Here is a 14,139-nt window from a genome sequence, read left to right as displayed (position 1 = left end):
GGTTCAGAACAACGCGCTGGCCAGTGCGCGTCGGGCGGCGGCCACCGCGGGGTCGTCCGGGCCGGCGATGGTGAACAGGCTGATCAGGTGCTGGCGTGCCCGGTCCCGCTCCTCGCCGGCGGTCCGGCGGACCACGCCGACCAGCCGCTGGTAGGCCTGCTCGGCCAGGCCGCTGAGCACCTCGATGTCGGCGGCCAGCAACTGGGCGTCCACGTCGTCCGGGGCGGCGGCCGCGGCGTCGAGCGCACCCTGCGGGTCGGCGCCGGACACCCGGCGGGCCAACCCGACCTGCGCCAGCCCGGCCTCCGCCGCCGCGTCGGCCGGGGACTCGGCCAGGATCTTGCGGTATTCCGCCTCGGCGGCGTCCAGGTCGCCGCTCATCAGCGCGTCGTCGGCCGCGTCGAGCCGCGGGTCCTCCGGCTCGGCCACGGTGACCCCGGCGGACTTGAGCACGGCCTGGAGCCACTTGCGCAGCTCCGACTCGGGCAGCGGGCCGCCGAAGGCGTCGACCGGACGGCCGCCGACGATGGCGTACGTGGTGGGCAGCGCCTGGAGCTGGAACATCTGCGCGAGCCGGGGCTGCTGCTGCACGTCGACCCGGGCCAGGAGCCAGGCTCCGGCGCCCTCGGCGGCCAGCCGCTCCAGCACCGGGGCGAACTGGTCGCTCTCCGGGTAGCCGGCGGCGCCGAAGAAGACCACGACCGGTGTGCTGAGCGAGCGTTCGAGCACCTCGGACTGGATGTTCGCCTCGGTCACGTCGATCACGGCGGCCGAGCCGGCGGGGCTGCCCGGCAGCCCGGTGGGCGGGCCGCCCTGGGACGGTGTGGCGGGAGAGGTGTCGGCCGGTGCGGGGGTGCGCAGCGCGCTGAGGTCGACCGCGCCGCGGGTGAAGATCGACGAGGTGATCCGTGGGTCGCTCATGGTTGTCTAGTCTCGCACGTGTCGCACCGAACTCCGCTCAGCCGCAACGGCGACGTTGCGACTCTCACCCCCTGCTCAGAGGTGCAAGGAGGGGCCCCCGCTTAACACACGTGTGTTAAGCGGGGGCCCCTCCTTGCACCTAGAAGCGGGCGGGCTCGCGGTAGACGCCCCACTCGGCGCGCAGCGCGTCGCAGATCTCGCCCAGGGTGGCCTCGGCGCGGACCGCGTCCAGCATCGCCGGGATCATGTTCTCCCCGGTCCGGCCGACCTCCACCATCCGGCGTACGGCGGCGCCGACCGCGGCGTCGTCGCGGGCCGACTTGCGCTCGGCCAGCACCCGGCGCTGCTCCAGCTCCACCTCGTGCGAGATGCGCAGGATCTCCAGCTCCTTGGCGACCGTGCCGGTGTGGCAGTTGACGCCGACGATCTTCTTGTCGCCCTTCTCCAGCGCCTGCTGGTAGGCGAACGCCGACTCGGCGATGTGCCCGGTGAACCAGCCGTCCTCGATGCCGCGCAGGATGCCCGAGGTCATCGGGCCGATCTTGTGCGGGCCGTCGCCGCCGAGCTGCTTGATCCGGGCGAAGATCGCCTCCGCCTCGGCCTCGATCCGGTCGGTGAGCGCCTCGACGTACCAGGCGCCGCCGAGCGGGTCGGCCACGTTCGTCACCCCGGTCTCCTCCATCAGCACCTGCTGGGTACGCAGGGCGATCTCGGCGGACTCGTCGGTGGGCAGCGCGAGCGTCTCGTCCAGCGCGTTGGTGTGCAGCGAGTTGGTGCCGCCGAGCACCGCCGCGAGGGCCTCCACCGCGGTGCGTACCACGTTGTTGACCGGCTGCTGCGCGGTCAGCGACACCCCGGCGGTCTGGGTGTGGAACCGCAGCCACTGCGCCTTCTCGCTGGTGGCGCCGTAGACGTCGCGCAGCCAGCGGGCCCAGATCCGGCGGGCGGCGCGGAACTTGGCGATCTCCTCGAAGAAGTCGAGGTGGGAGTCGAAGAAGAAGCTCAGCCCGGGGGCGAAGACGTTGACGTCCAGCCCGCGCGACAGGCCCAGCTCGACGTAGCCGAAGCCGTCGGCCAGCGTGTACGCCAGCTCCTGCGCGGCGGTCGAGCCGGCCTCGCGGATGTGGTAGCCGGAGACCGAGAGCGGCTTGTAGCGCGGGATCTCGGCGGCGCAGTATTCCATCAGGTCGCCGATCAGGCGCAGGTGCGGCTCGGGGTCGAACAGCCACTCCTTCTGCGCGATGTACTCCTTGAAGATGTCCGTCTGGAGCGTGCCGTCCAGCGTGGACAGGTCGGCGCCCTGGCGCTCGGCGGCGACCAGGTACATGCAGAACACCGGCACGGCCGGGCCGGAGATGGTCATCGAGGTGGTCACCCCGGCCAGGTCGATGCCGTCGAAGAGCACCTCCATGTCGGCGGCCGAGTCGATGGCCACGCCGCAGTGGCCGACCTCGCCGAGCGACTGCGGGTCGTCCGAGTCGCGGCCCATCAGCGTCGGCATGTCGAAGGCGACGGAGAGCCCGCCGCCACCGGCGCCGAGGATCATCTTGTAGCGCTCGTTCGTCTGCCGGGCGTTGCCGAAGCCGGCGAACTGCCGGATGGTCCAGGCCCGTCCGCGGTAGCCGGTCGGGTGCAACCCCCGGGTGTACGGGAACTCGCCCGGCCAGCCGATCCGCTCGAAACCGGGGTACGCGGTCCCCTCCGGCGGGCCGTACACCGGGTCGACCGACAGGCCGGAGAGCGTGGTGAAGTCCGCGTCGCGCTTGCGGGCGGCGTCGTAGCGGGCCTGCCAGCGGGCCCGGCCAGCGGCGATCTCGTCAGCGTCCATGCGCGGAGCTCCTCCTCGGGTCCTCGTGAAGACCGAGTGTAGAACGCCAGCCTGAACGATCGCTAAGGATGTGCGTACCGGCCGGTAACCCGGAGCAGCGCTCTTCGGCAGACCATCCGAAGATCGCAGGCATCGCCCGCGCTCACCCCTGCGGAGATCTTGGTATGAGATGGCCCCTCCAGGGGCGCCCCCGTACCAAGATTCACGCCTGGCGGCGGGACCGCCGGTCAGCGCACGGATTCGCCGGGATCGCCGATCGCGACGTCGTCCACCCGGATGTTGATCTCGTCGACGCGCAGGCCGTAGGCCTCGACCGCGGACGTGACCGCGGCCCGCACCCCGTCGGTGACCTGCGGGACCGGGTGACCGCCGTCGATCACGATGACCAGGTTGACCACGGCCGCGCCGTCGGTGACGTGCGCCGAGCAGCCGCGCCGGGCGTCGCCGAGCTGGTCCAGCCCGACCCGGTCGAACACGGCGTTGAAGAACCGGGCCACGTCGCCGCCCAGCTCGGCCACGCCGGGCACGGACTTCGCGGCGGCCACCGCGATCTTCTCCACCACCTCGTCGGCGACGTGCGTCGTCCCGCCCGCCGTGGCGTCCGGCGTCCTCGACAGCTCCTGCGTAGCCTCGTGCTCCACGCCTGATCCCCATCCCCTCGCCCGAACCGACCCCGGGAGCGTACAAGCCCCGGGAGCGTGGTGGGTCAGGAGCCGAGCTGGGCCACCAGTTCGTCGGCCGCCGCGTACGGGTCGGTGGCGCCCTTGGCCACCTGGGCGGCGAGCGTGGCGAGCTGCGTACCGTCGCGCAGCGAGCCGATGCGGTTCCGCAGCGTGCCCAGCGCGATGGCCTCGATCTCGGCGGCGGCCCGCGCCTCCCGGCGGCGGCGCAGCTCGTCGTGGCGCTCCAGCCAGTCGCGGTGCTTGTCGATCGCGGCCGCGATGTCGTCGATGCCCTCGGCGCGGGCGGCGATCGCGCGCACCACCTGCGGACGCCACTCCCCCGGCGCGCGCTCGCCGAGCGCGATCATGCCCTGGATGTCGCGCACGGTGGCGTCGACGCCGTCCCGGTCGGCCTTGTTGACCACGAAGACGTCGGCGATCTCCAGGATGCCGGCCTTGACCGCCTGGATCGCGTCGCCCATGCCCGGGGCGAGCAGCACCAGCGTGGTGTCGGCCAGCGAGGCCACCTCCACCTCGGCCTGCCCGACCCCGACCGTCTCGACCAGCACCACGTCGCAGCCGGCACCCTCCAGCACGCGGACCGCCTGGGGCGTCGCGGCGGAGAGCCCGCCGAGGTGGCCCCGGCTGGACATGGAGCGGATGTAGACACCGGGGTCGGTGGCGTGGTCCTGCATCCGGACCCGGTCGCCGAGGATCGCCCCGCCGGTGAACGGGCTGGACGGGTCGATGGCCAGCACGCCGACCCGGTGACCGCGCGCCCGCAGCGCGCGTACCAGCTCGTTCGTGGTGGTCGACTTGCCCACGCCCGGCGAACCGGTCAGGCCGACCACCTGGGCGTGCCCGGCGTAGGGCGCCAGCGCGGCCGCGACCTGCGGCAGCACCTCGTCGCCGGACTCGACCAGGGTGATCAGCCGGGCGACCGCGCGGGGGTCGCCCGCGCGGGCCCGCTCGACCAGCAGGGGTACGTCCCGGCTGCGGCGCACCGGACCGGTGGCCGGGATGGTCACGTCACTCACGCGTGCGACTCGCCGCCCGTCGGCACGTGGATGATCAGCGCGTCGCCCTGACCGCCGCCGCCGCAGAGCGCGGCCGCCCCGGTGCCGCCGCCCCGACGCTTCAGCTCCAGCGCGAGGGTGAGCACCAGCCGGGCGCCGGACATGCCGATCGGGTGGCCGAGCGCGATCGCGCCGCCGTTGACGTTGACCTTGTCCGCGCTGATGCCGAGGTCACGGCTGGACTGGATGCCGACCGCCGCGAACGCCTCGTTGATCTCGATGAGGTCGAGGTCGTCGAGGCCCAGGCCGCCCTTCTTCAGGGCGTGGTTGATGGCGTTGGACGGCTGCGAGTGCAGGGAGTTGTCCGGCCCGGCCACGTTGCCGTGCGCGCCGATCTCGGCCAGCCAGGTGAGCCCCAGCTCGGTCGCCTTGGCCTTGCTCATCACGACCACGGCGGCGGCGCCGTCGGAGATCGGCGAGGAGCTGCCGGCGGTGATGGTCCCGTCCTTGGCGAAGGCGGGCCGCAGCCGGCCCAGCGACTCGGCGGTGGTGTCCGGCCGGATGCCCTCGTCCTCGCTGATCACCACCGGGTCGCCCTTGCGCTGCGGGATGATCACCGGGGTGATCTCCTCGGCGAAGTGGCCGTTCTTCTGCGCGGCGGCGGCACGCTGGTGGCTGGTGGCCGCGAAGGTGTCCTGCTCCTCGCGGGTGATGCCGTGCCGCGCGCCGTGGCGCTCGGTGGACTCGCCCATCGAGCAGCAGTCCCAGGCGTCGGTGAGGCCGTCGAGGGCCATGTGGTCCTTGACCGTCACGTCGCCGTACTTGTAGCCGGAGCGCTGGCCGAGCAGCAGGTGCGGGGCGTTGGTCATCGACTCCATGCCGCCGGCGACCACGACGTCGAACTCGCCGGCCCGGATGAGCTGGTCGGCCAGCGCGATCGCGTCCAGCCCGGAGAGGCAGACCTTGTTGATGGTCAGCGCCGGGGTGGACATCGGGATGCCGGCCTCCACGGCCGCCTGCCGCGCCGGGATCTGGCCGGCGCCGGCCTGGAGCACCTGCCCCATGATCACGTACTGCACCTGGTCGGGTGCCACGCCGGCGCGCTCCAGCGCCGCCTTGATCGCGATGCCACCGAGCCTGGTCGCCGGGAGGTCCTTGAGGTTGCCCAGCAGGCGCCCCATCGGGGTCCGCGCGCCGCTGACGATCACCGAAGCCATGCCTGCCTCCGAGGGGGGTGCCGACCTGTACGCCTTAACGATTGTTCGGTCAGACTAGCGCCATGGCTGAGAACTCCTCCGTCGAGCCCGCTGCCGAGTTTGTCACAGACATCGGTCTGCGCCGCATCGACCACGTCGGGATCGCGGTCGCGGACCTGGACGCCGCGATCGACTTCTACCAGCGCACCTTCGGCATGCGCTGCGTGCACACCGAGACGAACGACGAGCAGGGCGTACGCGAGGCGATGCTGGCGGTCGGACCGGACGCCTCGGGCGGCATGGTGCAGTTGCTCGCCCCGCTCTCGCCGGACACCACGATCGGCAAGTTCCTGGACAAGCGCGGCCCGGGCATCCAGCAGGTCGCCTACACCGTGGCGGACATCGACGTGGCCTGCGCGGCGCTGCGCGAGCGTGGCGTCCGGCTGCTCTACGAGGCCCCCCGGCGCGGGACGTCGGACTCCCGGGTCAACTTCGTGCACCCGAAGGACGCCGGCGGCGTGCTGATCGAGCTGGTCCAGCCCGCCTGAGGTGTAAGGAGGGGGCCCTTGTTAACACCCGTCTGTTAACAAGGGCCCCCTCCTAACAAGTGGGAAGCCGCGCGGCCATGCGCGGTTTCACGTTCCCACGGACATCTCCACGCATCGGCCGATGCAGTTTTTCACAGAGGGCTTCCCGCCCAAGCTACCGTTCAGTAACGTCCCGCCCCACAGGAGCGCGACCGGTGCCGGATGTGTCGATTGCCGACATGGCGGTCCCGTCGCACCGGCGCCGACGATGGCAGCACCCCTGCCCCCGGTGCGGGTGCTGACGAACGGGAGGTCACCGTGCAGGACATCCTTGAAGCGATCATGGCGGCGGAGGGCTCGGCGCGGCCGGAGCGGGAACTCGCCGGCCTGGCCGGGCTTCCGGTGCCGGAGAGCTACCGCGGCGTGGTGGTCCGGGCCGAGGACACCCGCATGTTCGACGGCATGGCCACCCGGGACAAGGACCCGCGCAAGGCACTGCACGTCCAGGAGGTGCCCACCCCCGAGCTGGGCCCGGGCGAGGCCCTGGTCGCGGTGATGGCCAGCGCGATCAACTACAACACGGTGTGGACGAGCATCTTCGAGCCGCTGCCCACGTTCAAGTTCCTCCAGCGCTACGGCCGGCTCTCCGAGCTGACCCGCCGGCACGACCTGCCGTACCACGTGGTCGGCTCGGACGCGGCCGGCGTGGTGCTGCGGACCGGACCCGGCGTGACCCGGTGGAAGGCCGGCGACGAGGTGGTCGCGCACTGCCTGTCGGTCGAGCTGGAGGACGCCGCCGGCCACGACGACACGATGCTCGACCCGCAGCAGCGGATCTGGGGCTTCGAGACCAACTTCGGCGGCCTGGCCGAGCTGTGCGTGGTCAAGGCCAACCAGCTCATGCCGAAGCCGCGCCACCTGAGCTGGGAGGAGGCGGCCAGCCCCGGGCTGGTCAACTCCACCGCGTACCGGCAGCTCGTCTCGCACCACGGCGCCAACATGAAGCAGGGCGACGTGGTGCTGATCTGGGGCGCCTCCGGCGGCCTGGGCGGGTACGCCACCCAGATGGCGCTCAACGGCGGCGCGATCCCGGTCTGCGTGGTCTCCTCGCCGGAGAAGGCCGAGCTGTGCCGGAAGATGGGCGCCGAGCTGGTCATCGACCGCACCGCCGAGGGCTTCCGGTTCTGGTCCGACGAGAACACGCAGGACCAGGACGAGTGGCGGCGGTTCGGCGAGCGGATCCGCGAGCTGACCGGCGGCGAGGACCCGGACATCGTGTTCGAGCACCCGGGCCGGGAGACGTTCGGCGCCAGCGTCTACGTCGCCAAGAAGGGCGGCACGATCGTCACCTGCGCGTCCACCAGCGGCTTCCTGCACCAGTACGACAACCGCTACCTGTGGATGCACCTCAAGCGCATCGTCGGCAGCCACTTCGCCAACTACCACGAGGCGTGGCAGGCCAACCGGCTGGTCGCGCTCGGCAAGGTGCACCCGACCGTGTCGAAGACGTACCCGCTGGAGCAGACCGGCCAGGCCGCGTACGAGGTGCACCGCAACGCGCACCAGGGCAAGGTCGGCGTGCGCTGCCTGGCGCCCACCGACGGCCTCGGGGTTCGGGACTCCGAGCTGCGCGCCCGCCACGAAAGCGCGATCAACAGGTTCCGCGGGCACTGACCGTACGGCGGGGCCGGATTGCCTTTCCGGCCGACCGTGACGCCATTCGACTGGCGTGAAGACAGTCATGCGGACAAAGGGCCGCGGGTGCCGACCCGCGGCCCTTTCCGGTCACCGCCGCCGCGCACCCGCCGCGCCCGGGACCTGCCAAGATCGCCGGTTGGTCCGGTCCCACCGGTCGTGCGAGTTGACCATGTAAAGAGGACGCGAAAGCTGCCGACCACTCTTGCGAACCACCCTGGGGCGTCTGCGAGTATGTCCCAATGCCCCAGCAGCAGTCCTCCCCTCTTGCGTTCTTCGATAACGCGAACTCACAGCCCGATTTCACTGTTGGCCTGCGCGGATACAACACCAACCAGGTCGACGACTTCATCGGCCGGCTGACCGCCGCCCTGAGCCAGTCCGAGCAGGCCCGCGCCGAGGCCGAGCAGCGGATGAACGACGCCCAGCGCCGGCTCCGGCAGGCCGAGCAGCGCCAGGGCGCACTCGAGCAGAAGCTGACCGAGACCAACAAGCAGCTCGAGGAGAACAGCCGGCCGACCCTCTCCGGCCTGGGCACCCGCGTCGAGCAGATCCTCCGGCTGGCCGAGGAGCAGGCCAACGACCACCGCAACGAGGCCAAGCGCGAGTCGGAGGGCATCCTCTCCGCCGCCCGCCTCGAGGCCCGGGAGATCACCGACAAGGCACGCGCCGAGGCGGCCGCGATGAAGGCCACCGCCGAGCGCGAGGCCGGCAGCGTCCGCACCGCCGCCGAGCGCGAGGCCGCCGAGGTGCGCGTGCAGGCCCGCCGGGAGGCGGACACGCTGCGCGCCGACGCCGACCGCGAGACCAAGCAGCTTCGTACGGTCACCGCGCACGAGGTGGCCGAGCTGAAGTCGACCGTCGAGCGGGAGGTCGCCACCCTGCGCGCCACCGCCGAGCGGGAGATCACCCAGCAGCGGGCCAAGGCGGCCCGGGAGGCCGAGGAGAAGCGGGCCGAGGCGACCAAGCTGCTCACCGACGCCCGTGACAAGCGCGACAAGGACCTGCAGGCCCTGGAGCTGCAGCTCGCCGAGCGGCGCGAGAAGGCCGAGCGCGAGGAGTCGGCGCGGCACGCCGCCCAGGTCAGCCAGACCCAGAAGATGGTCAACGAGGCCGAGCAGCGGGCCCGGGCCGCCCAGGAGCGGGCGAAGGAGATCGAGCAGCGCGCCGAGGCCCGCCGGGTCGAGTCCGAGCGCACCGCCAACGACACCGTCGACAAGGCCAAGGCGCTGGCCGACAAGACGCTGAGCGAGGCCCGGGCCGAGTCGCAGCGGGTGCTCAACGAGGCCCGCACCGAGGCCGAGCTGACCACCCAGGCGGCCCGCCGTGAGGTCGAGGACCTCACCCGCCAGAAGGACGCGGTGACCTCGCAGCTCGGGCAGATGCTCTCCGGCCTGGCCGGCATCGTGCCGGGCGTGCCGGCGGGCGGCAACAAGGCCGAGGCGCCGAAGGCCGACGCCGCCGGGCAGAAGGTCACGGCCGAGTCGGCCGGCTGAGCCACCACCCGCTGACGGGGCATGAGCCGCGGCGCGGGGTGACACCGGGTCACCGGTGCCACCCCGCGCCGTCATGCTTTCTCCGGCCCGTTTCGCCACGAGGGTGAAGTAGGTCCCAGAAGGGGCGTCCGTATCGCCCCCACAGAGCCGGATGCGTGTGAGGATGGGGGCATGTCGCACGGCGAGGAACTGTTCGCGCTCGGCGGGGACGTGACCACGGAACCCAGCTTCGAGTCCGCGCTGCGGGGATATGAGAAACGACAGGTCGACCGCTACGTCGCCCGCGCGGAGCACGAGATCTCGGCGCTGACCACCGAGCGGGAGCAGGCGTACACCCAGATCCACAAGCTGGCCGGCCAGGTCGAGGTGCTGCAACGCGACCTCGCCCAGGTGCGCAAGCAGGTGGGCGTGGTCGACCGCGCCTCGTTCCGCCACCTCGGTCCCCGGGTCGAGCAGATCCTCACCATGGCCGAGGAGCAGGCCGACGACATCCTCGCCGCCGCGAACGAGGAGATCGAGGCCCGCCGGGCCGCCGCCGAGCACATCGTCGAGGAGGCCCGGGAGCAGGCCGCGCAGGCCCTCAAGGACTTCGAGATCGCGCTCGCCGCCCGCCGCGCGGAGGAGGAGCGGCACACCGCCGCCCGCCGGGCCGAGGCCGACGCCACGCTGAAGGCCGCCAAGGACGAGTCCGCGAAGCTGCGTACGGCCGCCCAGGACGAGGCCGAGAAGCTGCGCCGGACCGCGCAGGACGCGCTGGCCAAGGCCCAGCAGGAGGCCACCCAGCTCCGGGACACCGCCAAGGAGATCCACTCCCGCGCCCAGCAGGAGGCCGCCCGGTTGCGCGAGTCGGCCAAGGAGGCGCTGGCCAAGGCGCAGCAGGAGGCCAACCAGCTCCGCGAGGCGGCCAAGGAGGTGCACGCCAAGGGCCAGCAGGAGGCCAAGCGGCTCACCGACGCCGCCGCCGAGGCCGGCCGCGCCACCCACGCCAAGGCGCTGGCCGAGGCGAAGAAGGTCGTGGACGACGCGGAGGAGGCCGCCAAGGCCACCCGCGGCCGGGCCCGCACCGAGGCCAACCGGCTCACCACCGAGGCCGCCGAGGCCGGCAAGCGCAACCGCGCCGAGGTCGAGGCGTACGTGCAGCGGATGCGCACCGAGACCGAGGCGTACGTGCAGCAGTCCCGCGCCCAGACCCAGCAGGAGCTGGGCGCCTGGCGGGCCGGGGTGGAGAAGGAGGTGGCCGGGCAGCGGGAGAAGGCGGAGAAGGAGCTGGCCCAGCGCCGCGCCGCCGCCGAGCAGGAGTTCGCCAAGCGCCGCGACGACCTCGACAAGCAGCACACCAGCCGGCACGCGGAGCTGGAGCAGGCGTACGCGACCCGGCGCGACGAGATCGAGCGGAACGCGGCGAGCATCCGCCAGGCCGCCGAGGAAGACGCGCTGACCATGCGGCAGCAGGCCGAGCTGGAGGCCGCCGAGCTGCTGCGCCGGGCCGAGGCGAGCGCCACCGAGCAGCGCCGCAAGGCAGACGAGCACGTCGCGGCCTCGCGTCGTCAGTTCGAGGAGTACGCGGCCACCACCCAGCAGCACCTGGCCACCACCCAGCAGCACCTCGCCGCCACCCAGCAGGAGGTGGCCGCCGGCCGGCAGCAGCTCGCCGGGGTGATGCTGGAGATCGCCAAGGCGCAGCAGGAGCTGGCCGACCTGCGCACCGAGACATGGAAGTCCCGGCAGGAGTCCGACGACCTGGAGAACCGGCTCACCGCGTTGCGCCGGGACGCCGACTCGGCCGGCATCGCGGCCACCCCGGTCGACCCCGGTGACCTCGCCACCGCCGCCAACGGCGGCCGGCCGACGGGCGACGGCGTGCCCGTGGGCAGCGGGGCCCTGGCCGGCAGCGGCACGGCGAAGGGCACGGCCGCGGTGGCGGCCAACGGCGCCGGGCCGGACAAGGGCGGGGACCGGACGACCGGCGAGCCGGCGGAGGCCGGGCAGGCGAAGCCGATCGCCGAGCCGGTGACGACGATGGACTCGGCCGTCGGCGCGGGTGTCGACGGTGAGCCGACCGTGGCCGCCGTGCCGGGTGAGGGCGGCCGGGACGCCACCCCCACGAAGATCACCAGCACCGGCGAGAACGGCAAGCGCCCGACCAAGCCCACCACGGACGAGCGCAGCGCCAAGCCCAGCGCCGTCACCGTCGACAAGGACTGACCCGGCCACCTCCGAATTGATCAAGGAGTGCATGTCGAAGTCGATCTCCCCCAAGGACGCAAACTCCTTGATCACCCGCCCCCACCCACCCCGGCAGGCCCGCCAGGCTCCGTTGATCATGAAGTTGACCGCCTCGGGAAGCGCTTCCCGCGCCGTCAACTTCATGATCAACCGGGCTGAGCGGGCGCGGAGTGGTGACGGGATGGTCGGCGCGGGTGTCGGCCACTACCCTGCGGGGCGAGGGCCGCGGCGTCGGCAGCGCGCGGGCGGCTCAGGAGCGCTCCGCCGAGCCGGGCGGGGTGACGGGGAGCGGGGAGGCACGGTGTCGCAGGAGGGATCCGCCGCGCCGGAGGACGACGACCCGTTCGAGGCGTTGCGCGAGGAGCCGGGGCCGGCGCAGAACGACCCGGACCGCGCGCCGACACCGCCGGACGAGGCCGCCCCGGCGGACACCGCTCCCGCCCGGCCTCCGGGTTCCGGCGCAGCCGCCCACGCCCGCACCGGAACCGGCCCGGTGACGCCGGTCGGAAGCACCGGCGCCGCCCGCACCGGACCCGGCCCGGTGACCCCGACCGGAAGGACCGGCGCCGCCCGCACCGGACCCGGCCCGGTGACCCCGACCGGAAGGACCGGCGCCGCCCGCACCGCGCCCGGCCCGACAACCCCGACCGGAAGCGACGTCAACGAGGTCGAGCCGGGTGAGTTCGAGCCCTCCGGACGCTTCGGCGTGCCGGGACGACCGCTGCGGCGCAACAGCTTCCTGGTCGGGTTCACCGGCGCGCTCGGCGTGCTGCTGGCGTACGCGGTGTTCCTGGGCGTCCGCAACGCGGCCGGCATCCTGGTCCTGGTGGTGATCGCGCTCTTCCTGGCGGTCGGCCTGCACCCGGCGGTGGTCCGGTTGCAGCGCTGGGGGCTGCCGCACGGGCTGGCCGTGGCGGTGGTGACGCTGACCGTGGTGCTGCTGATCGTCGGCGGGCTGCTGGCGCTGGTGCCGCCGGTGGTGACCCAGTCCGGGCAGTTCGTCCAGCAACTGCCCGGGTACGTGGAGGACCTGCGCCGCAATCCCACCGTCAACGACCTCGTGGTCCGCTACGACGTGATGGAGCGGGTCCGGTCGGCGGCGAACGCGGACACCGTCGGCCGGGCGCTCGGCGGCGTGCTCGGCGGCGCGCAACTGATCTTCGGCACGATCTTCCGGGTGCTGACCGTGCTGGTGCTGACGATCTACTTCCTGGCCTACTTCGACAGGCTGCGCGACCTCGGGTACGCGCTGGTGCCGCGCTCACGCCGGGAGCGGGTGCGGCTGATCGGCGACGAGATCCTCACCCGGGTCGGCGCGTACATGGTCGGCGCGCTGGCCATCGCGGTGCTGGCCGGGGCGAGCACGTTCGTGTTCGCGGTCGTGGTCGGTCTGCCGTACCCGTTCGCGCTGGCCGTGGTGGTGGCGGTGACCGACCTGATCCCGCAGATCGGCGCGACCCTGGGCGCGGTGGTGGTGACCCTGGTCGGCCTCGCCACCGACCTGCCGGTGGGCATCGCCTGCCTGGTGTTCTTCGTGGTCTACCAGCAGGTGGAGAACTACCTGATCTACCCGAAGATCATGCGCCGGGCGGTGTCGGTCAACGAGGTGGCCGCGCTGCTCGCCGCGCTCCTCGGGGTGTCGCTGCTGGGCGTGGTGGGCGCGTTGATCGCCATCCCCACGGTGGCCGCGTTGCAGTTGATCCTGCGCGAGGTGGTGCTGCCCCGGCAGGACTCGCGCTGAGCCGTCAGTCGGCGCTGCGCTGGGCCGGGCCGGGGACCGGGGTGTCGGCGAACGCGGCCACCGTGCGGTCGGCGTACGAGCTGACGTCGCCGGTCTCCATCGGGCCGTCCCAGGTGGTCGGCAGTGGCAGCGGCGCGTCCGGGGCGACCCGCCGGACGATCTCGTCGAGCACCCGCTCCGCGTCGCCCACCCAGAGGTGCTTGGCGCCGTCCACACCGACCACCTCGGCCTGCGGAATCGCGGCGAACCGCCGGCGGGCCTCCTCCGGGCGCAGGTAGTCGTCGAACTCCGGCACCAGGGCGGTGAGCGGCCGGCCCGACTCGGCCCAGACCGTCAGGTCCTCCGGGGCGGAGAAGCGCAGCGGCGGGGAGAGCAGGATCGCGCCGGCCACCGCCGGGTCGCAGCCGTGCTTCAACGCCAGGTCGGTGCCGAACGACCAGCCCACCAGCCAGATGTTGGGCAGCTCGTGGAACTCGGCGTACTCGATCGCGGCGGCCACGTCGAACCGCTCGCCAACGGCGTTGTCGAACGCCCCCTCGCTGGTGCCCCGGACGCTGCTGGTGCCCCGGGTGTTGAACCGGAGCACGGCCAGGTCGGCCAGCGCGGGCAGCCGCCAGGCCGCCTTGCGGAACACGTGGCTGTCCATCATCCCGCCGTGGGTGGGCAGCGGGTGCAGGCAGATCAGCGTGCCGACCGGCTCGCGGTCCAGCGGCCGGGCCAGCTCGCCGACGAGCGTCAGGCCGTCGGCGGTGTGCAGCTCGATGTCCTCCCGGCGGCCGGGCAGGATCGACGACGCGCGGATCGGAGTGCTCACCCCGCCAGTCTCCCGCG

General features: G+C 72.8%; 11 protein-coding genes. 5 read left to right on the top strand and 6 right to left on the bottom strand.

Annotation, left to right across the window (positions count from 1 at the left end; translation table 11 throughout):
• Window positions 1-3 precede the first annotated feature (3 nt).
• The 5 genes from H1D33_RS30065 to H1D33_RS30045 form a co-directional block, all read right to left on the bottom strand.
• Window positions 4-921, bottom strand: coding sequence for a tetratricopeptide repeat protein (locus tag H1D33_RS30065; RefSeq protein ID WP_181569999.1), 918 nt, complete (start codon window positions 919-921; stop codon window positions 4-6).
• Between the two features lie 139 nt (window positions 922-1,060).
• The gene (locus H1D33_RS30060; RefSeq protein WP_181570000.1) at window positions 1,061-2,749 is read right to left on the bottom strand and encodes a coenzyme B12-dependent isobutyryl-CoA mutase large subunit; all 1,689 of its coding nucleotides are present in this window, start codon (window positions 2,747-2,749) and stop codon (window positions 1,061-1,063) included.
• Between the two features lie 227 nt (window positions 2,750-2,976).
• Window positions 2,977-3,390: an Asp23/Gls24 family envelope stress response protein gene (locus H1D33_RS30055; protein ID WP_181570001.1), complete on the bottom strand. Its 414-nt coding sequence runs from the start codon at window positions 3,388-3,390 to the stop codon at window positions 2,977-2,979.
• Window positions 3,391-3,455: 65 nt separating this feature from the next.
• On the bottom strand, window positions 3,456-4,439 hold the full coding sequence (meaB, locus tag H1D33_RS30050; protein ID WP_246412111.1) for a methylmalonyl Co-A mutase-associated GTPase MeaB: 984 nt from the start codon (window positions 4,437-4,439) through the stop codon (window positions 3,456-3,458).
• Window positions 4,440-4,444: 5 nt separating this feature from the next.
• Window positions 4,445-5,644, bottom strand: a complete 1,200-nt coding sequence (locus H1D33_RS30045) for an acetyl-CoA C-acetyltransferase (RefSeq protein WP_181570003.1) — start codon at window positions 5,642-5,644, stop codon at window positions 4,445-4,447.
• A gap of 62 nt (window positions 5,645-5,706) precedes the next feature.
• Between H1D33_RS30045 and mce the strand changes: the two genes are divergently transcribed.
• The 5 genes from mce to H1D33_RS30020 all read left to right on the top strand — a co-directional run bounded on the left by mce (window position 5,707) and on the right by H1D33_RS30020 (window position 13,308).
• On the top strand, window positions 5,707-6,171 hold the full coding sequence (gene mce / locus H1D33_RS30040) for a methylmalonyl-CoA epimerase (RefSeq protein WP_181570004.1): 465 nt from the start codon (window positions 5,707-5,709) through the stop codon (window positions 6,169-6,171).
• Window positions 6,172-6,468: 297 nt separating this feature from the next.
• The gene (gene ccrA / locus H1D33_RS30035; RefSeq protein WP_181570005.1) at window positions 6,469-7,824 is read left to right on the top strand and encodes a crotonyl-CoA carboxylase/reductase; all 1,356 of its coding nucleotides are present in this window, start codon (window positions 6,469-6,471) and stop codon (window positions 7,822-7,824) included.
• 263 nt (window positions 7,825-8,087) lie between these two features.
• Window positions 8,088-9,341, top strand: coding sequence for a DivIVA domain-containing protein (locus tag H1D33_RS30030; RefSeq protein ID WP_181570006.1), 1,254 nt, complete (start codon window positions 8,088-8,090; stop codon window positions 9,339-9,341).
• Between the two features lie 171 nt (window positions 9,342-9,512).
• The gene (locus tag H1D33_RS30025) at window positions 9,513-11,546 is read left to right on the top strand and encodes a coiled-coil domain-containing protein (RefSeq protein WP_181570007.1); all 2,034 of its coding nucleotides are present in this window, start codon (window positions 9,513-9,515) and stop codon (window positions 11,544-11,546) included.
• 562 nt (window positions 11,547-12,108) lie between these two features.
• Window positions 12,109-13,308: an AI-2E family transporter gene (locus H1D33_RS30020; protein ID WP_181572532.1), complete on the top strand. Its 1,200-nt coding sequence runs from the start codon at window positions 12,109-12,111 to the stop codon at window positions 13,306-13,308.
• A gap of 4 nt (window positions 13,309-13,312) precedes the next feature.
• On the opposite strand, the gene H1D33_RS30015 is transcribed toward H1D33_RS30020, so the two are convergent.
• Window positions 13,313-14,122 carry an alpha/beta hydrolase gene (locus H1D33_RS30015; RefSeq protein ID WP_181570008.1) on the bottom strand — a complete coding sequence of 270 codons (810 nt, stop codon included), beginning with the start codon at window positions 14,120-14,122 and terminating at the stop codon, window positions 13,313-13,315.
• Window positions 14,123-14,139 lie beyond the last annotated feature (17 nt).

This window comes from Micromonospora ferruginea, assembly GCF_013694245.2.
GTDB lineage: Bacteria > Actinomycetota > Actinomycetes > Mycobacteriales > Micromonosporaceae > Micromonospora > Micromonospora robiginosa.
Note: the sequence above shows the minus strand (reverse complement) of the source record. Positions and strands in the feature narration are given on the sequence as shown.

What these genes read in the sequence shown, in the direction of transcription:
- H1D33_RS30065 (WP_181569999.1), bottom strand. Translation starts at nt 921, where the DNA reads ATGAGCGACCCACGGATCACCTCGTCGATCTTCACCCGCGGCGCGGTC.
- H1D33_RS30060 (WP_181570000.1), bottom strand. Translation starts at nt 2,749, where the DNA reads ATGGACGCTGACGAGATCGCCGCTGGCCGGGCCCGCTGGCAGGCCCGC.
- H1D33_RS30045 (WP_181570003.1), bottom strand. Translation starts at nt 5,644, where the DNA reads ATGGCTTCGGTGATCGTCAGCGGCGCGCGGACCCCGATGGGGCGCCTG.
- mce (WP_181570004.1), top strand. Translation starts at nt 5,707, where the DNA reads ATGGCTGAGAACTCCTCCGTCGAGCCCGCTGCCGAGTTTGTCACAGAC.
- H1D33_RS30030 (WP_181570006.1), top strand. Translation starts at nt 8,088, where the DNA reads ATGCCCCAGCAGCAGTCCTCCCCTCTTGCGTTCTTCGATAACGCGAAC.
- H1D33_RS30025 (WP_181570007.1), top strand. Translation starts at nt 9,513, where the DNA reads ATGTCGCACGGCGAGGAACTGTTCGCGCTCGGCGGGGACGTGACCACG.